Raw genomic sequence first — 13,131 nt, forward strand, 5'->3', positions numbered from 1 at the left:
CCCCCCCCCCCCCCACCGACTGCGTCGGCGGTCCCCCTCCCCATCGCTTCGCGACAGGGAGGATCAGGCGAGGTCCGCAATTAGGGCGCCTACGGCAATTCCGTCCAGCGCCCCTCTAGAACAGCCCCCCAGCCAGCGCATCGACGGCGCCTTGCAGGATCACCGCCGCCGCCGCCGAATCGATACGCGTGGCGCGCTTGGCGCGGCTCATGTCCTGTTCGATGAGGCCGCGCTCGGCGCTGGAGGTGGACCAGCGTTCGTCCCACAGCAGGATCGGCAGGCCCAGCACCGACAGGTTGCGGGCATAGGCGCGGCTCGATTGCGCGCGCGGGCCCTCGGAGCCGTCCATGTTGAGCGGCAACCCGATGACGATGCCCTTGACCGAGCGTTCGCGGATCAGGTCTTCCATCAGCGCCTTGTCGGCGCCGAACTTGCCGCGCTTGATCGTCTTGCCGGGCGAGGCGATACGCCAGCCGGCATCGCAGAACGCAGTGCCGATGGTCTGGGTGCCGAGGTCGAGGCCGAGCAGCGCGCCCTTGTTCGGCAGGGCCTCGCGGAACTCCAGCGCGCTGGTGGTCGGGGTCACTTTTGCTGCTTCGCCAGCCACGCTTGGGTGCGCCTTTCGAAATCGGCCCTGAGGTTCGCCCAGAACAGGGTCACGTCATAGAGGTGATAGTTGTTGCCCGGCAGCACATAGGCCCCGAGGTCGAGCTTGGGCGGCGGGCCGATGTGGAGGAAGTGGTCGGGGCTGCAAGTCGCGGGGACGACCTGCGCGGCCATGGTTCCGCTACGGGCCTTGAAGTCGGGCACGAGGGTGCCGAGGTTCGCCTCGGCCCCGGCGGCGGCGCTCGGCACGCCCGTCAGCGGATTGGTGCACAGGAACGCGCTGCCCGCCACCGACTTCGCGTCGAGCCCGGTGCGCCGTGCATAGGCCTTGAGCAGCATCGCGGTATCCGCCGGGTCGGCGACCGAAAGCCAGCTGACGATGCAGCCGGGCTCGTCCGCGCGCTCGCAGGCGGGGACGCCCATCTTCGGCAGGTCATGCTCCAGCGAGACCGGCCAGCCGATCACCCATGCCCCGACGAGGCGCTGCGCCAGCGGTGTCCCGGCGATGCGGTCGCGCATCAGGCGGCGCAGCAGGAACGCGCCCTGGCTATGGCCCGCCAGCGCGATCGGCTGGTCCGGCCTCAGGTTGCGCGTGAATATCTCGAACGAGGCGCGCACGTCGGCGTAGGCCAGGTCGATCGCCTGCGCGGCTTCGGGCTTTGCGGTCAGGAAGGTGCCGACGGCGGCCTGCCGGTAGCGCGGCGCCCAGACTTCGCCCTCGTTGAACGGGCTGGCCATGCCCTGGACGAAAAGGTTCGCGCGGTCGCGGCTGACTGTGTCGTCCAGCGCGGCGTTCCAGGCGTCACGTGCGATGTAGCTGGTGGGGTGGACGAAGAAGACCGCGACCGGGAGTTTTGTCTTGGGGGCCTCGATCCCGGGAGGGAGCCACGAGGAGGGATCGTCCTTCAGGCCCGGCCGCGCGACCCACATCGCCGGGTTGTTCCACGATTCGGGCGGCAGCGCCTGCTGTTCCGCAAAGGAAACGTTGGGCACGAAGGCCATCTCGGTCAGGTCCTCGGACCAGAACCAAAGGGCCAGCATCAGCGCCAGCACCGCTACCGTCAGTCCCGCGATGACGTAGAGGAACTTGCGCGCCATGCCCGGTCAGTACGCCTTCGCGGGATCGACGCGCGGGCGCAGGCTGGTGAAGGCCCGCCCGTCGCGCATGGAACTCCACCAGGTCAGCGGGTTCCAGCTTTGCGAGCCATCGAGCGAGAAGGTGATGAACTCCGCCCGTCCGCCGATGTCGGACAGCGGCACCGGACCGCCGAGGCCGCCGTCGGGCTGGCCCTGCCAATTGGTGGTGAACGGCGCGCGGCTGTCCGCCGAACGGTCGCGGTCGTCACCCATCAGGAAGACGTGGCCTGCGGGGATCGTGACCTCGGGATAGTTGTCGAGGCTCTGCGTGACATAGTCGATCACCTGATAGCTGGCCCCGTTGGGCAACGTCTCGCGGTAGGTCGGCAGTTCGTAGACCTCGCGGCCGGAGGGCAGGCGGGTGCGGTATTGCTCGAAGCCGTCGTAGCAGTGGCCCGGCTCCTGCCCTTCGCAGGTCAGCTTGTCGTCGGCGGGGATCTGCACCGGCGGCTCGATCTCGCGCGGGATGAACTTGCCGTTGAGGCGGATGCGGCCGTCGATCACGGCGATGCGGTCTCCCGGACGGGCGACGACGCGCTTGATGAGGTCGGCCTTGCGATTGCCGGGCACGACGATGACGATGTCCCCGTATGCGGGCGTGGAGCCGAGGATGCGCGTGGTCGAGCGCGGCAGCAAGTGGAAGCTCAGCGACGACCAGTTCCAGCCGTAGGGATACTTCGACACCACCAGCCGGTCCCCCACCAGCAGCCCCGGCATCATCGAGATCGAGGGGATGTAGAACGGCTTGGCCACCAGCGAGTGGAATGCCAGCACGCCCAGCAGCATGAGGAAGAGGCCGCGTAGCTCCTGCCACCAGTTGGTGGTGCGGGGCTGCCTTGCCGGCTTGGCCTGTTCGAGGGAGTCTGGCCGGGCGGTCTGTTCGGTCATGCGGGGGGAAACTCGGCGATTAGGAGAGGGGGCGCGCTTCGATGATCACGAAGGCCTGCGCCCATGGGTGGTCGTCCGTGAGTGTCAGGTGAACCACGGCTTCATGGCCTGCGGGGATCATGGAATCCAGCCGTTCCTTCGCGCCGCCGGTCAGCGCCAGCGTCGGCGCGCCGGAGGGAGCGTTGACGACGCCGATGTCCTTCATGAACACGCCCGCCTTGAACCCGGTTCCGACCGCCTTGGAAAACGCCTCCTTGGCCGCGAAGCGCTTGGCCAGCGTGCCCGCGATGGTGTGCGGGCGGCGGGCGGCCTTGGCGCGCTCCACCTCGGTGAAGACGCGACCCAGAAAGCGGTCGCCGTAGCGTTCGAGCGAACTGGCGATTCGCTCGATGTTGCACAGGTCCGAGCCGAGACCGATGATCATGCCCGGGCTCCCGCTTGCTTCGTCATCACCGCACCTCGTCCATCAGCGCGCGCATCTTCTTCACGCTGGCTTCCAGCCCGATGAAGATCGCCTCGCCGATGAGGTAGTGACCGATGTTGAGTTCCGCCAGTTGCGGAATCGCCGCGATGGGCTGGACGTTCTCGTACGTCAGGCCATGCCCGGCGTGCGGCTCGATGCCGTTCTTGGCCGCGAGCGCCGACATGTCGACGATGCGGCGCAACTCATGCGCCACCTGCTCGCCCTCAGCATGGGCATATTCGCCGGTGTGGAATTCCACCACCGGGGCGCCGAGCTTCATCGCGGCCTCGATCTGGCGCGGCTCGGGGGCGATGAAGAGGCTGACGCGAATCCCTGCGTCCGACAGGCGCGAGACGATCGGCGCGAGGCGATTGTGCTGGCCCGCCGCGTCGAGGCCGCCCTCGGTCGTGCGCTCCTCGCGCCGCTCGGGCACGATGCAGGCGGCGTGAGGACGGTGGCGCAGGGCGATCTCGAGCATCTCGTCGGTTGCCGCCATCTCCAGGTTGATCGGCAGGCCGGTCGCCTCCGCGACGCGGAAGAGATCGTCGTCGCGGATGTGGCGGCGATCCTCGCGCAAGTGCACGGTAATGCCGTCGCCGCCCGCGCGCGCCACGATCTGGGCGGCGCGGGCCGGGTCCGGATGCTCGCCGCCGCGCGCGTTGCGGATCGTCGCGACATGGTCGATGTTGACGCCGAGACGCAGGCGGGCGGGCTTGAGCACGTTCATTCTATCATCCTGAGCTTGTCGAAGGATTGTCCGATCAGGGAGCGACGTTCCGAGATTTACTGGGCGCGGCTGCCGGGCTTCACCGCCTGCGAAGAGGCCAGTTCGGGCGGCAGTTCGTCCGGCGCGTACGTCGGGAAATTGAGCGCCACTAGCGGGAAGAACGGCACGCCCAGATCCACCGACCCGGCCGAGCGATCGACCAGCGAGGCCGCCGCGATCACGGTGCCGCCGGCTTCCTCGATCGCCTTGATGGCCTCGCGGCTGGACAGGCCGGTGGTCACCACGTCCTCGACCATCAGCACCTTGTCGCCCGGTTCCAGCGAGAAACCGCGGCGCAGTTCGAAAGTGCCGGTGGGGCGCTCGACGAACATCGCGTCGACCTGCAGGGCGCGGCCCATCTCCTGGCCGATGATGACGCCGCCCATCGCGGGCGAGACGACCTTGGTGATCTGCTTGCGAATGTCGTGCGGCAGCTTGGATGCGATGGCGACGGCAAGACGCGCGGCGCGGTCGGGGTTCATCAGGACGCGGGCGCACTGAAGATAGTACGCGCTGTGGCGGCCGGACGACAGCAGGAAGTGTCCTTCCAGCAGCGCCTTGCAGGCGCGGAATTCGGCGAGGACCTCTTCTTCGAGCATTTGCAACTATACCTCTGGAGCGTTTTTCGAGTGTTCGCGCGCAGTTCGTCTGGCGCTTGCGGCAAAAATTCCCCTAGAGGCGCTTGAGACGGGCGGCAAGGCCGCGTATAGCCCGGCCCAAAGGGGGCGAAAAACGCCGCCATGACAGGGGTGCGCTTGAAGTCGTTGATACGGCACAAGCGTTCGAAGGAAGTGGAAGCGCAAAAAACCATGACATTGGGCAAGATTTCCATTGGTGCAGGAAGGGTTCGCAGAGCCCTTGGACTATCCTTTAACGGGGCTCTCGCCAGCGTGCTGACGTTCGCCGCGCCTGCAATGGCGCAGGACGCCGCCGCTCCTTCCGCCGGAAGTTATACCCCGATGAAGCCGACGCCGGGCATCGGCATGCCGGTCGACGGCGGTATCAACCTCCAGCAGCAGTTCTCGCCTACGGGTGAATACGGCGAATGGCTGCACCACGGCCTGCTGTGGATCTGCCTCATCATCTCGCTGTTCGTGCTGGCGCTGCTGGCCATCGTCATCGTGCGCTTCAACCGTCGCGCCAATCCGGTGCCGTCGAAAACCAGCCACAACACCGTTCTCGAAGTGGTGTGGACGCTGGCGCCGGTGCTGATCCTGATCGGCATCGCGGTGCCCTCGATCGACCTCATCGCCAAGCAGTACAAGCCCGCGCCCAAGACCGCGCTGACCGTCAAGGTCACCGGCAACCAGTGGTTCTGGACGTACGGCTACCCGGATAACGGCGACTTCGAGGTGATCTCGAACATGCTGAACATCCCCGGCCAGCCGGTGGTCAACAACGGCGTGCGCGAAGTCGGCTCCAAGCCCTGGGACGGTCCGTCGCACCTCGAGGTCGACAACCGCATGGTCGTGCCGGTCGGCGAACCGATCCGCCTGCAGATCACCGCCACCGACGTGATCCACTCGTTCGCGGTGCCCTCGCTGTGGTTCAAGCTGGACGCGGTGCCGGGCCGCATCAACGAGAAGGTCCTCTTCATCGAGAAGCCGGGCGTCTATTACGGCCAGTGCTCCGAACTGTGCGGCGCCAAGCACGGCTACATGCCGATCGCGGTCGAGGCGCTGCCGCGTGATAAGTATAATGCCTGGGTCCTGACCCATGCCGGCGCGGAGATCGATGGGCAGAAGAAGCCTGCGCCAAGTGCATCCGGCGCCGCCGAAGCCGCTGCGGCTCCTGCCGCCGCTCCCGCCCCAGGTTCTTCTGAAGCTCCTGCTTCCGAAGCGCCTGCCGGCGAAGCGACCGCCGAAGCCGAATAATAGCGATACGAGAGGACAGGGTCCCCACCATGGCAACCACCGCTGACCACTTCCAGGCTCACCCGGAAGACCACGGCCATCACGCCGAACACAAGCCCGCGTTCTTCGCGCGCTGGTTCATGTCGACCAACCACAAGGACATCGGCACGATGTACCTGATCTTCGCGATCTTCGCGGGGATCATCGGCGGTGCCTTCTCGGGCATGATGCGCGTCGAGCTGAACGAGCCGGGCATCCAGTACCTCGACACCTTCGCGCGCTGGTTCGGCGCGGTGAACCCGGATTTCAACACCACGCTGCACACCTGGAACGTGCTCATCACCGCGCATGGTCTGATCATGGTGTTCTTCATGGTGATGCCCGCGATCATCGGCGGCTTCGGCAACTGGTTCGTGCCGATCATGATCGGCGCGCCGGACATGGCGTTCCCGCGCATGAACAACATCTCGTTCTGGCTGACGGTGGCGGGCTTCTGCTCGCTGCTGTGCTCCGCCTTCGTGCCGGGCGGCACGGGCAACGGCGCGGGCACCGGCTGGACGGTCTATGCGCCGCTGTCGACCAGCGGTTCGCCCGGACCTGCGGTGGACTTCGGCATCTTCGCGCTGCACCTTGCCGGTGCAGGCTCGATCATGGGCGCGATCAACTTCATCACCACGATCTTCAACATGCGCGCGCCGGGGATGACCATCCACAAGATGCCGCTGTTCGTGTGGTCGGTGCTGGTGACCGCGTTCCTGCTGCTGCTCTCGCTGCCGGTCCTCGCCGCCGCGATCACCATGCTGCTGACCGACCGCAACTTCGGCACCACCTTCTTCGACGCTTCGGGCGGCGGTGATCCGGTGCTTTACCAGCACCTGTTCTGGTTCTTCGGTCACCCCGAAGTCTACATCATGATCCTGCCTGGCTTCGGCATCATCTCGCAGATCATCTCGACCTTCTCGAAGAAGCCGGTGTTCGGCTACCTCGGCATGGCTTACGCGATGGTCGCGATCGGCGTGGTCGGCTTCATCGTGTGGGCGCACCACATGTACGCCACCGGCCTTTCGGTGAACACCAAGATGTACTTCACCGCCGCCACCATGGTCATCGCGGTGCCGACCGGCGTGAAGATCTTCTCGTGGATCGCCACGATGTGGGGCGGTTCGGTGGAGTTCAAGTCGCCGATGGTCTGGGCGATGGGCTTCATCTTCCTGTTCACCGTGGGCGGCGTCACCGGCGTATACCTTGCCAACGGCGGCATCGACGACGTGGTGCACGACACCTACTTCGTCGTCGCGCACTTCCACTACGTGCTGTCGCTGGGTGCGGTGACCGCGCTCTTCGCCGGGTTCTACTACTGGTTCCCGAAGATGAGCGGCCGCATGCACTCGGAGTTCCTGTCCCACGTCCACTTCTGGATCTTCTTCGTGGGCGTGAACATGATCTTCTTCCCGATGCACTTCCTGGGCCTGCAGGGCATGCCGCGCCGCTATCCGGACTACGCGGAAGCCTATACCCACTGGAATCACATCGCGACCGTGGGCTACATGGTGATGGCCTTCAGCCTCGTGATCTGGTTCATCAACATCATCTACGCCTTCACCGCAGGCAAGAAGGTGGGTGACAACTACTGGGGCGAAGGCGCGACCACGCTTGAGTGGACGCTCTCCAGCCCGCCGCCGTACCACCAGTTCGAGACCCTTCCGGTCATCGGCGAGACGGTGCACCACTGATCCCCTGCGGGCCGCCCCGGACCTGTCCGGGGCGGCCGCTAACCTTCACCGGATGGGGCTGAGACGTTCTGGCACTCGCCTGAATCGGTCCCCGGGTGTATGGGCGGCCCATCATGACCCCCACGAATTCGATTCCTGCCGCCAACGCGGCCCCTGCGGATTGGCGCGACCTGATCGCGCTGACCAAGCCGCGCGTGATGAGCCTGGTGATCTTCACCGGCCTGTGCGGCCTGCTCGCCGCGCCTGAAAGCATCCACCCCGTCCTCGGCTTTACCGCGATCCTGTGCATCGCCATGGGCGCAGGCGGCGCCGCCGCGCTCAACCAGTGGTGGGAAGCGGACATCGACGCCGGGATGAAGCGCACCGCCAAGCGCCCGCTGCCGCAGGGCCGGCTCGATCGCACCACCGCGCGCGACTTTGCCGGTATCCTGTGCGCCGCATCGGTGTTCCTGATGGGCTTCGCGATCAGCTGGCTGGCTGCCGCGATCCTCGCGATCTCGATCGTCTACTACGCCGTGATCTACACGATTTGGCTCAAGCCCCGCACCCCGCAGAACATCGTCATCGGCGGCGGCGCGGGCGCGTTCCCGCCGCTGATCGGCTGGATCGCCGCGACCGGCCACATCTCGACGATGCCGGTCGTGCTCTTCGCGATCATCTTCTTCTGGACGCCGCCGCACTTCTGGGCGCTCGCGCTTTTCGTGAAGACCGAATATGCCAAGGTCGGCATCCCGATGATGCCCGTCGTCGCGGGCGAACGCTCGACCCGCCGCCAGATCCTCGCCTACGCCGTGCTGCTGCTGCCGCTCAGCGCGCTGCCATGGTGGCTGCCGGGCAAGGAGCACGCGGGCGCGATCTACGGCATCTCGGCGCTGGCGCTCTCCACCGTGTTCCTCGCCCTCTCGATCCGCGTTGGACTGCGCACGCGCAGCGGCGATGACGATGCCATGAAGCCCGAGAAGCAGCTGTTCGCCTACTCGGTGCTCTACCTTTTCGCCCTGTTCGCCGCGCTCGTCGTCGACCGCTACATTCCGCTTTGAGGACGTTTCATGCCCGCGCCACAGGAACAGAAGACCATCGAACAGATCCGCCGCAGCCGTAACCGCGCCCTCGGCCTCAGCCTCGCGGCCTTTGTGGTGCTGGTGTTCTTCATCTCGATCGTGAAGATGGGCTGATGGCGGGGAAGGGCGAACCCCGCTCCAACCGCAAGGTCGCGCTGACGGCCGCTTCGGCGGCGCTGGCGATGCTCGGCCTGGGGTTCGCGTCGGTGCCGCTCTACCGCATCTTCTGTCAGGTGACCGGCTACGGCGGCACCACCCAGCGCGCCGACGAGGCCAAGGCGGCCACCGTCAAGGACAGCGGCCGGACGATATCGATCCGCTTCGACGCCAATGTCGAGCGCAACATGCCCTGGCAGTTCAAGCCGCTGCAGCGCACCGACACGGTCTCGATCGGCGCCCGCGACATGGCGCTGTTCTGGGCCAAGAACGATAGCGACAAGACCGTCACCGGCACCGCCAGCTTCAACGTCGAGCCCGAACAGGCCGCGCGCTACTTCAACAAGATCCAGTGCTTCTGCTTCACCGAGCAGACGCTGAAGCCCGGCGAGGAAGTGCGCATGCCGGTGCTCTACTACGTCGATCCGGCGATCCTGACCGACCCGGACAACAAGGACGTGCAGCAGATCACGCTGAGCTATACCTTCCACGTCACGCGGGTGGAGGACGCAAAGGCACTGGACCATCCGCGCACGGGCAGTTAAGCGAAGTACCAAGAACCGTCGGCCATGATAAAACAGGGCGGCAGACGGCACACGAGATTGGATGAACGGGGACGAAGGCACCATGGCAGGTACGAAGAACCACGATTACCACATTCTTCCGCCCGACATCGCGCCTCTGGCGACGACCATCGGCGCCTTCACCTTCACCACCGGCATGGTGCTGTTCATGCACAAGATGCCCGGCGGCCATTTCGTGCCCTGGGCTGGGCTCGCGATCCTGCTGGCCTCGATGTTCATGTGGTTCTCCAAGATCGTCAACGAGGCGCATGCGGGCGACCACACGCCAGTCGTCCAGTTGCACCAGCGCTACGGCATGATCCTGTTCATCGCTTCGGAAGTGATGTTCTTCGTCGGCTGGTTCTGGGCCTTCTTCGACTTCTCGCTGTTCCCCTCCGAACTGGCGGACGTCATCGGCGGACAGTGGCCGCCCAAGGCGATCGAGGCGGTCATGGACCCCTTCGCCCTGCCGCTGCTCAACACGCTGATCCTGCTGTGCTCGGGCACCACCGTCACCTGGGCGCACCACTCGCTGATCCACGGCGATCGTGAAGGGCTCAAGAAGGGCTTGTGGGCGACGATCCTGCTCGGCGCGCTGTTCTCGTGCATTCAGGCCTACGAGTACATGCATGCCCCGTTCGGCTTCGGCGGCAACACCTACAGCTCGGCCTTCTACATGGCGACCGGCTTCCACGGCTTCCACGTGATCGTCGGCACGATCATGCTGATCGTCTGCCTCAAGCGCACCTACAACGGCGACTTCACGCCCCGCCAGCACTTCGGCTTCGAAGCGGCGGCATGGTACTGGCACTTCGTCGACGTAGTGTGGCTGTTCCTCTTCGTCGCGGTCTACATCTGGGGCGGCTGGGGCTATCCCACGCATTAATTGGCCCACGCACTGATCGAACAGATCGTTCATTCCGAAAAGGCAGCCGAAGACCGCTTCGGCTGCCTTTTTCGCATCAGGACCTGACATGCGCCGCATCCCCGTCTTCGCGACCCTCATCGTCCTTGCCGCCGTGGCGGTGATGATCGCGATGGGCTTTTGGCAACTGCGCCGCCTCCATGAAAAGGAAGCGCTGCTGGCCCACTACGCCGCCGCGCAGAAGAACCCCGCGCCCGTCGAGTGGACATCCCGAGGCGTCGGCAAGGACCTGCTCTATCGCCGCGCCCATCTCGTCTGCGCGGGCGTAGGCGACCGCAGCAGCATCGCCGGAAGCAACGCCAAAGGGGAGCCCGGCGTGGCCCAGACCGCCGAATGCACGCTGCCGGGCGGTGGCAGGGCGCTGGTGGTGATGGGATGGTCGCTCCAGCCCAACGCTGGAGCATGGCAGGGCGGAGACGTCACCGGCATGATCGCCCCCGGCCCGCGTCTTGTGGCGATGCCTGCGGTTGGCGGACTGGAGGAAAACGCGATCCCTGATCCGGCGGATCTGCCGAACAACCACTTGTCTTATGCGGGGCAGTGGTTCTTCTTCGCGGCTACGGCGTTGGTTATCTACTTTCTGGCGCTCAGGAAGAGGAAGTAGGAAGTCCTGGGGCCCCCCATATACCTTTGGCGCCCCAGACCCCCATACCGTCGTCGTCGGGCGCGCAGCAGCCTCAGCCACACATTGCGCCGCAGGCTGCTTTGTCTCCCGGCTCATCGTGGGCGCGGGAGGAGGCTGCGCGTGTCACCTCGACGGTTAAGGGGTCTGGGGCGATGGCCCCAGATTCATTTCTTTCCTTCTTCACACCCTTCACGCTCTTTTCATTTCCCGCCTTCACGGCTAACCGCGCCCGATGGACTATATCAGCACCCGCGGCAGCGCTCCGGCGCTTGATTTCGAAGGCGCGACGCTTGCCGGCCTCGCATCGGATGGTGGCCTTTACGTTCCGCGTGAGTGGCCGCGTTTCTCGGCCGAGGAAATCGCGAGCTGGGCGGGGCTTCCTTATGCCGAGCTGGCCGCCAAGGTCATGGCGCCGTTCGTCGCGGGCAGCCTCACCGAAGAGCGCCTGCTGGAGCTGACCACGGCAGCTTACGGCCGTTTCGCGCATGACGGCGTAACGCCGCTCAAGCAGCTCGATTCGCAGCAGTGGTTGCTTGAGCTGTTCCACGGCCCGACGCTGGCGTTCAAGGACGTGGCGCTGCAGTTGCTGGGCCTGCTGTTCGAGGAGTTCCTTGGCCGTTCGGATCGCAACCTGACGATCGTGGGTGCGACCTCGGGCGATACCGGGTCTGCGGCGATTGACGCGGTTGCGGGGCGTGCGAAGGTGGACATCTTCATGCTCCACCCCAAGGGCCGCGTTTCGGACGTGCAGCGCCGCCAGATGACGACGGTGCTGGCGCCCAACGTGCACAACATCGCGCTGGAGCACGCCAACTTCGACGACGCGCAGGCGATCGTGAAGCGCGTATTCAACGACAAGGGCATGACCGATCGCTTCGCCATCGGCGCGGTGAACTCGATCAACTGGGCGCGCCTGATGGCGCAGGTGGTGTATTACTTCGCGGCCGGGCTGCAGTTGGGTGCACCGCATCGCAAGGTGGCGTTCTCGGTGCCGACGGGCAACTTCGGCGACGTTTTCGCGGGCTATGTGGCGGCGCAGATGGGTCTGCCGGTCGAGAGGCTGATCGTCGCGACCAACGTGAACGACATTCTCCACCGCGCGTTGGCCGAGGGTGATTACTCGCAGGGGACGGTGACGCCGACCGCCGCGCCGTCGATGGACATTCAGGTGTCCTCGAACTTCGAGCGCCTGCTGTTCGACCTCGGCGGCCGCGACGGCAAGGCTCTGGCCGAGCAGATGGCCGGGTTCGAGGCTACCAAGGCGATGCAGCTGACCAACGCGCAGCGTGAGGGCGCATCGGCGCTGTTCTCGTCGGCGCGCGCCGATGCGGACGAAATGGCATCGACCATCCGCTGGGCTTACGAGGCGACCGGCGAACTGATCGACCCGCACACCGCCTGCGGTCTTTTCGCCGCGCGCACGGCGGGCATCGACGCGAGCGTGCCGGTCGTCACGCTGGCGACCGCGCACCCCGCCAAGTTCCCCGAGGCCGTCGAGCGCGCCACCGGCCAGCGCCCGACCCTGCCGACCCGCGTGGGCGACCTGTTCGAGCGTGAGGAAAAGTACGAAACGCTGCCCGGCACCTTCGAGGCCGTGACCGAATTCGTGGCGGCGCACGCCAGCCCGAAAGTCTGATGGCTGAGCTTGTCACAGAGCCGCTGATCCTCGCCGGAGAGGGTTGGGCGGATTACGGCCTCGTCGATTCGGGCCACGGACGCAAGCTGGAGCGCTACGGCGACTACCGCTTCGTGCGCCCCGAACCGCAGGCGATGTGGACTCCGCGGAGCGAGCATTGGGACGCCCATGGCGAGTTCGTGCCTGGTTCGGACGAGGACGGCGGTGGCCGCTGGCAGTTCGACAAGGCCGTGCCGCGCGATGGCTGGCCGCTGGCGTGGAACGAAGTTTCGTTCACCGCGCAGTGCACCCCGTTCCGTCATCTCGGCTTCTTCCCGGACATGGCGCCGGTGTGGGACTGGATGCGCGGGATGCTGGCCGGGCGCACCGATGCCAGCACGATGAACCTGTTCGGCTATACCGGCGTCGGCACTCTTGCGCTGTCGGCCCATGGCCCGGTGACGCATGTGGATGCGTCCAAGAAGTCCGTCGCGCAGGCGCGCGAGAACGCCGCTCTGGCGGGGCTGCAGGACCGCCCGGTGCGCTGGATGATCGACGACGCGGCCAAGTTCGCCGCGCGCGAAGTTCGGCGTGAGAAGCGCTACGACGGCATCATCCTCGACCCGCCCAAGTTCGGGCGCGGCCCCACCGGCGAGACCTGGCGTCTGGAAGAGCACCTTCCGGGGCTTCTCGCCGATTGCCGCAAGCTGCTCGATGCCGACAGCCGGTTCCTGTTCCTG

Annotated in this window: 15 protein-coding genes; 9 read left to right on the forward strand and 6 right to left on the reverse strand. The window is 66.0% G+C overall.

Annotated features, from left to right (window positions below; genetic code table 11):
- Nucleotides 1–115 precede the first annotated feature (115 nt).
- From ruvX to pyrE, 6 genes are read right to left on the reverse strand one after another with little or no spacing between them, the layout of a single operon-like run.
- Nucleotides 116–607 carry a Holliday junction resolvase RuvX gene (ruvX, locus tag LH128_RS20230; protein ID WP_036529458.1) on the reverse strand — a complete coding sequence of 164 codons (492 nt, stop codon included), beginning with the start codon at nucleotides 605–607 and terminating at the stop codon, nucleotides 116–118.
- On the reverse strand, nucleotides 583–1,704 hold the full coding sequence (locus LH128_RS20235; RefSeq protein ID WP_008831546.1) for a DUF3089 domain-containing protein: 1,122 nt from the start codon (nucleotides 1,702–1,704) through the stop codon (nucleotides 583–585). Before LH128_RS20235 ends, ruvX begins: the two co-directional genes overlap by 25 nt.
- A 6-nt stretch (nucleotides 1,705–1,710) precedes the next feature.
- On the reverse strand, nucleotides 1,711–2,631 hold the full coding sequence (lepB, locus tag LH128_RS20240; RefSeq protein WP_008831547.1) for a signal peptidase I: 921 nt from the start codon (nucleotides 2,629–2,631) through the stop codon (nucleotides 1,711–1,713).
- Between the two features lie 19 nt (nucleotides 2,632–2,650).
- Nucleotides 2,651–3,055: a holo-ACP synthase gene (gene acpS, locus LH128_RS20245; RefSeq protein WP_008831548.1), complete on the reverse strand. Its 405-nt coding sequence runs from the start codon at nucleotides 3,053–3,055 to the stop codon at nucleotides 2,651–2,653.
- A gap of 25 nt (nucleotides 3,056–3,080) precedes the next feature.
- Complete coding sequence (locus LH128_RS20250) at nucleotides 3,081–3,821, reverse strand: pyridoxine 5'-phosphate synthase (protein WP_008831549.1); 741 nt, start codon at nucleotides 3,819–3,821, stop codon at nucleotides 3,081–3,083.
- Nucleotides 3,822–3,877: 56 nt separating this feature from the next.
- Nucleotides 3,878–4,459 carry an orotate phosphoribosyltransferase gene (gene pyrE / locus LH128_RS20255; protein ID WP_008831550.1) on the reverse strand — a complete coding sequence of 194 codons (582 nt, stop codon included), beginning with the start codon at nucleotides 4,457–4,459 and terminating at the stop codon, nucleotides 3,878–3,880.
- Between the two features lie 210 nt (nucleotides 4,460–4,669).
- Between pyrE and coxB the strand changes: the two genes are divergently transcribed.
- The 9 genes from coxB to LH128_RS20295 all read left to right on the forward strand — a co-directional run.
- Nucleotides 4,670–5,734 (forward strand): cytochrome c oxidase subunit II, encoded by a 1,065-nt coding sequence (gene coxB / locus LH128_RS20260; protein ID WP_036529451.1) that lies wholly within the window; start codon nucleotides 4,670–4,672, stop codon nucleotides 5,732–5,734.
- A gap of 29 nt (nucleotides 5,735–5,763) precedes the next feature.
- Entirely contained in the window at nucleotides 5,764–7,446 is a 1,683-nt protein-coding gene (gene ctaD, locus LH128_RS20265) for a cytochrome c oxidase subunit I (protein WP_008831552.1), read from the forward strand.
- A 113-nt stretch (nucleotides 7,447–7,559) separates the two neighbouring features.
- Nucleotides 7,560–8,486: a heme o synthase gene (locus tag LH128_RS20270; RefSeq protein WP_008831553.1), complete on the forward strand. Its 927-nt coding sequence runs from the start codon at nucleotides 7,560–7,562 to the stop codon at nucleotides 8,484–8,486.
- 9 nt (nucleotides 8,487–8,495) lie between these two features.
- Nucleotides 8,496–8,621 (forward strand): hypothetical protein, encoded by a 126-nt coding sequence (locus tag LH128_RS34695; protein WP_269078912.1) that lies wholly within the window; start codon nucleotides 8,496–8,498, stop codon nucleotides 8,619–8,621.
- Nucleotides 8,621–9,208, forward strand: coding sequence for a cytochrome c oxidase assembly protein (locus LH128_RS20275; RefSeq protein ID WP_008831554.1), 588 nt, complete (start codon nucleotides 8,621–8,623; stop codon nucleotides 9,206–9,208). Before LH128_RS34695 ends, LH128_RS20275 begins: the two co-directional genes overlap by 1 nt.
- Before the next feature lie 82 nt (nucleotides 9,209–9,290).
- Nucleotides 9,291–10,112 (forward strand): cytochrome c oxidase subunit 3, encoded by an 822-nt coding sequence (locus tag LH128_RS20280; RefSeq protein ID WP_008831555.1) that lies wholly within the window; start codon nucleotides 9,291–9,293, stop codon nucleotides 10,110–10,112.
- Nucleotides 10,113–10,200: 88 nt separating this feature from the next.
- Nucleotides 10,201–10,755: an SURF1 family cytochrome oxidase biogenesis protein gene (locus LH128_RS20285; RefSeq protein ID WP_008831556.1), complete on the forward strand. Its 555-nt coding sequence runs from the start codon at nucleotides 10,201–10,203 to the stop codon at nucleotides 10,753–10,755.
- 253 nt (nucleotides 10,756–11,008) lie between these two features.
- Complete coding sequence (gene thrC / locus LH128_RS20290) at nucleotides 11,009–12,412, forward strand: threonine synthase (protein ID WP_008831557.1); 1,404 nt, start codon at nucleotides 11,009–11,011, stop codon at nucleotides 12,410–12,412.
- Nucleotides 12,412–13,131, forward strand: a 720-nt coding sequence (locus LH128_RS20295) for a class I SAM-dependent methyltransferase (protein ID WP_008831558.1), incomplete at its 3' end; no start/stop codon positions are given. The genes thrC and LH128_RS20295, both read left to right, overlap by 1 nt.

The organism is Sphingomonas sp. LH128, assembly GCF_000293195.2.
In the GTDB taxonomy this organism is placed as follows: domain Bacteria; phylum Pseudomonadota; class Alphaproteobacteria; order Sphingomonadales; family Sphingomonadaceae; genus Novosphingobium; species Novosphingobium resinovorum_A.

Bases quoted from the DNA above. Each gene is read 5' to 3' on its own strand.
- LH128_RS20270 (WP_008831553.1), top strand. From the start codon at position 7,560: ATGACCCCCACGAATTCGATTCCTGCCGCCAACGCGGCCCCTGCGGAT.
- LH128_RS20250 (WP_008831549.1), bottom strand. From the start codon at position 3,821: ATGAACGTGCTCAAGCCCGCCCGCCTGCGTCTCGGCGTCAACATCGAC.
- LH128_RS20235 (WP_008831546.1), bottom strand. From the start codon at position 1,704: ATGGCGCGCAAGTTCCTCTACGTCATCGCGGGACTGACGGTAGCGGTG.
- thrC (WP_008831557.1), top strand. From the start codon at position 11,009: ATGGACTATATCAGCACCCGCGGCAGCGCTCCGGCGCTTGATTTCGAA.
- LH128_RS20280 (WP_008831555.1), top strand. From the start codon at position 9,291: ATGGCAGGTACGAAGAACCACGATTACCACATTCTTCCGCCCGACATC.
- LH128_RS34695 (WP_269078912.1), top strand. From the start codon at position 8,496: ATGCCCGCGCCACAGGAACAGAAGACCATCGAACAGATCCGCCGCAGC.
- lepB (WP_008831547.1), bottom strand. From the start codon at position 2,631: ATGACCGAACAGACCGCCCGGCCAGACTCCCTCGAACAGGCCAAGCCG.
- coxB (WP_036529451.1), top strand. From the start codon at position 4,670: ATGACATTGGGCAAGATTTCCATTGGTGCAGGAAGGGTTCGCAGAGCC.
- LH128_RS20285 (WP_008831556.1), top strand. From the start codon at position 10,201: ATGCGCCGCATCCCCGTCTTCGCGACCCTCATCGTCCTTGCCGCCGTG.
- pyrE (WP_008831550.1), bottom strand. From the start codon at position 4,459: ATGCTCGAAGAAGAGGTCCTCGCCGAATTCCGCGCCTGCAAGGCGCTG.
- LH128_RS20275 (WP_008831554.1), top strand. From the start codon at position 8,621: ATGGCGGGGAAGGGCGAACCCCGCTCCAACCGCAAGGTCGCGCTGACG.
- acpS (WP_008831548.1), bottom strand. From the start codon at position 3,055: ATGATCATCGGTCTCGGCTCGGACCTGTGCAACATCGAGCGAATCGCC.
- ctaD (WP_008831552.1), top strand. From the start codon at position 5,764: ATGGCAACCACCGCTGACCACTTCCAGGCTCACCCGGAAGACCACGGC.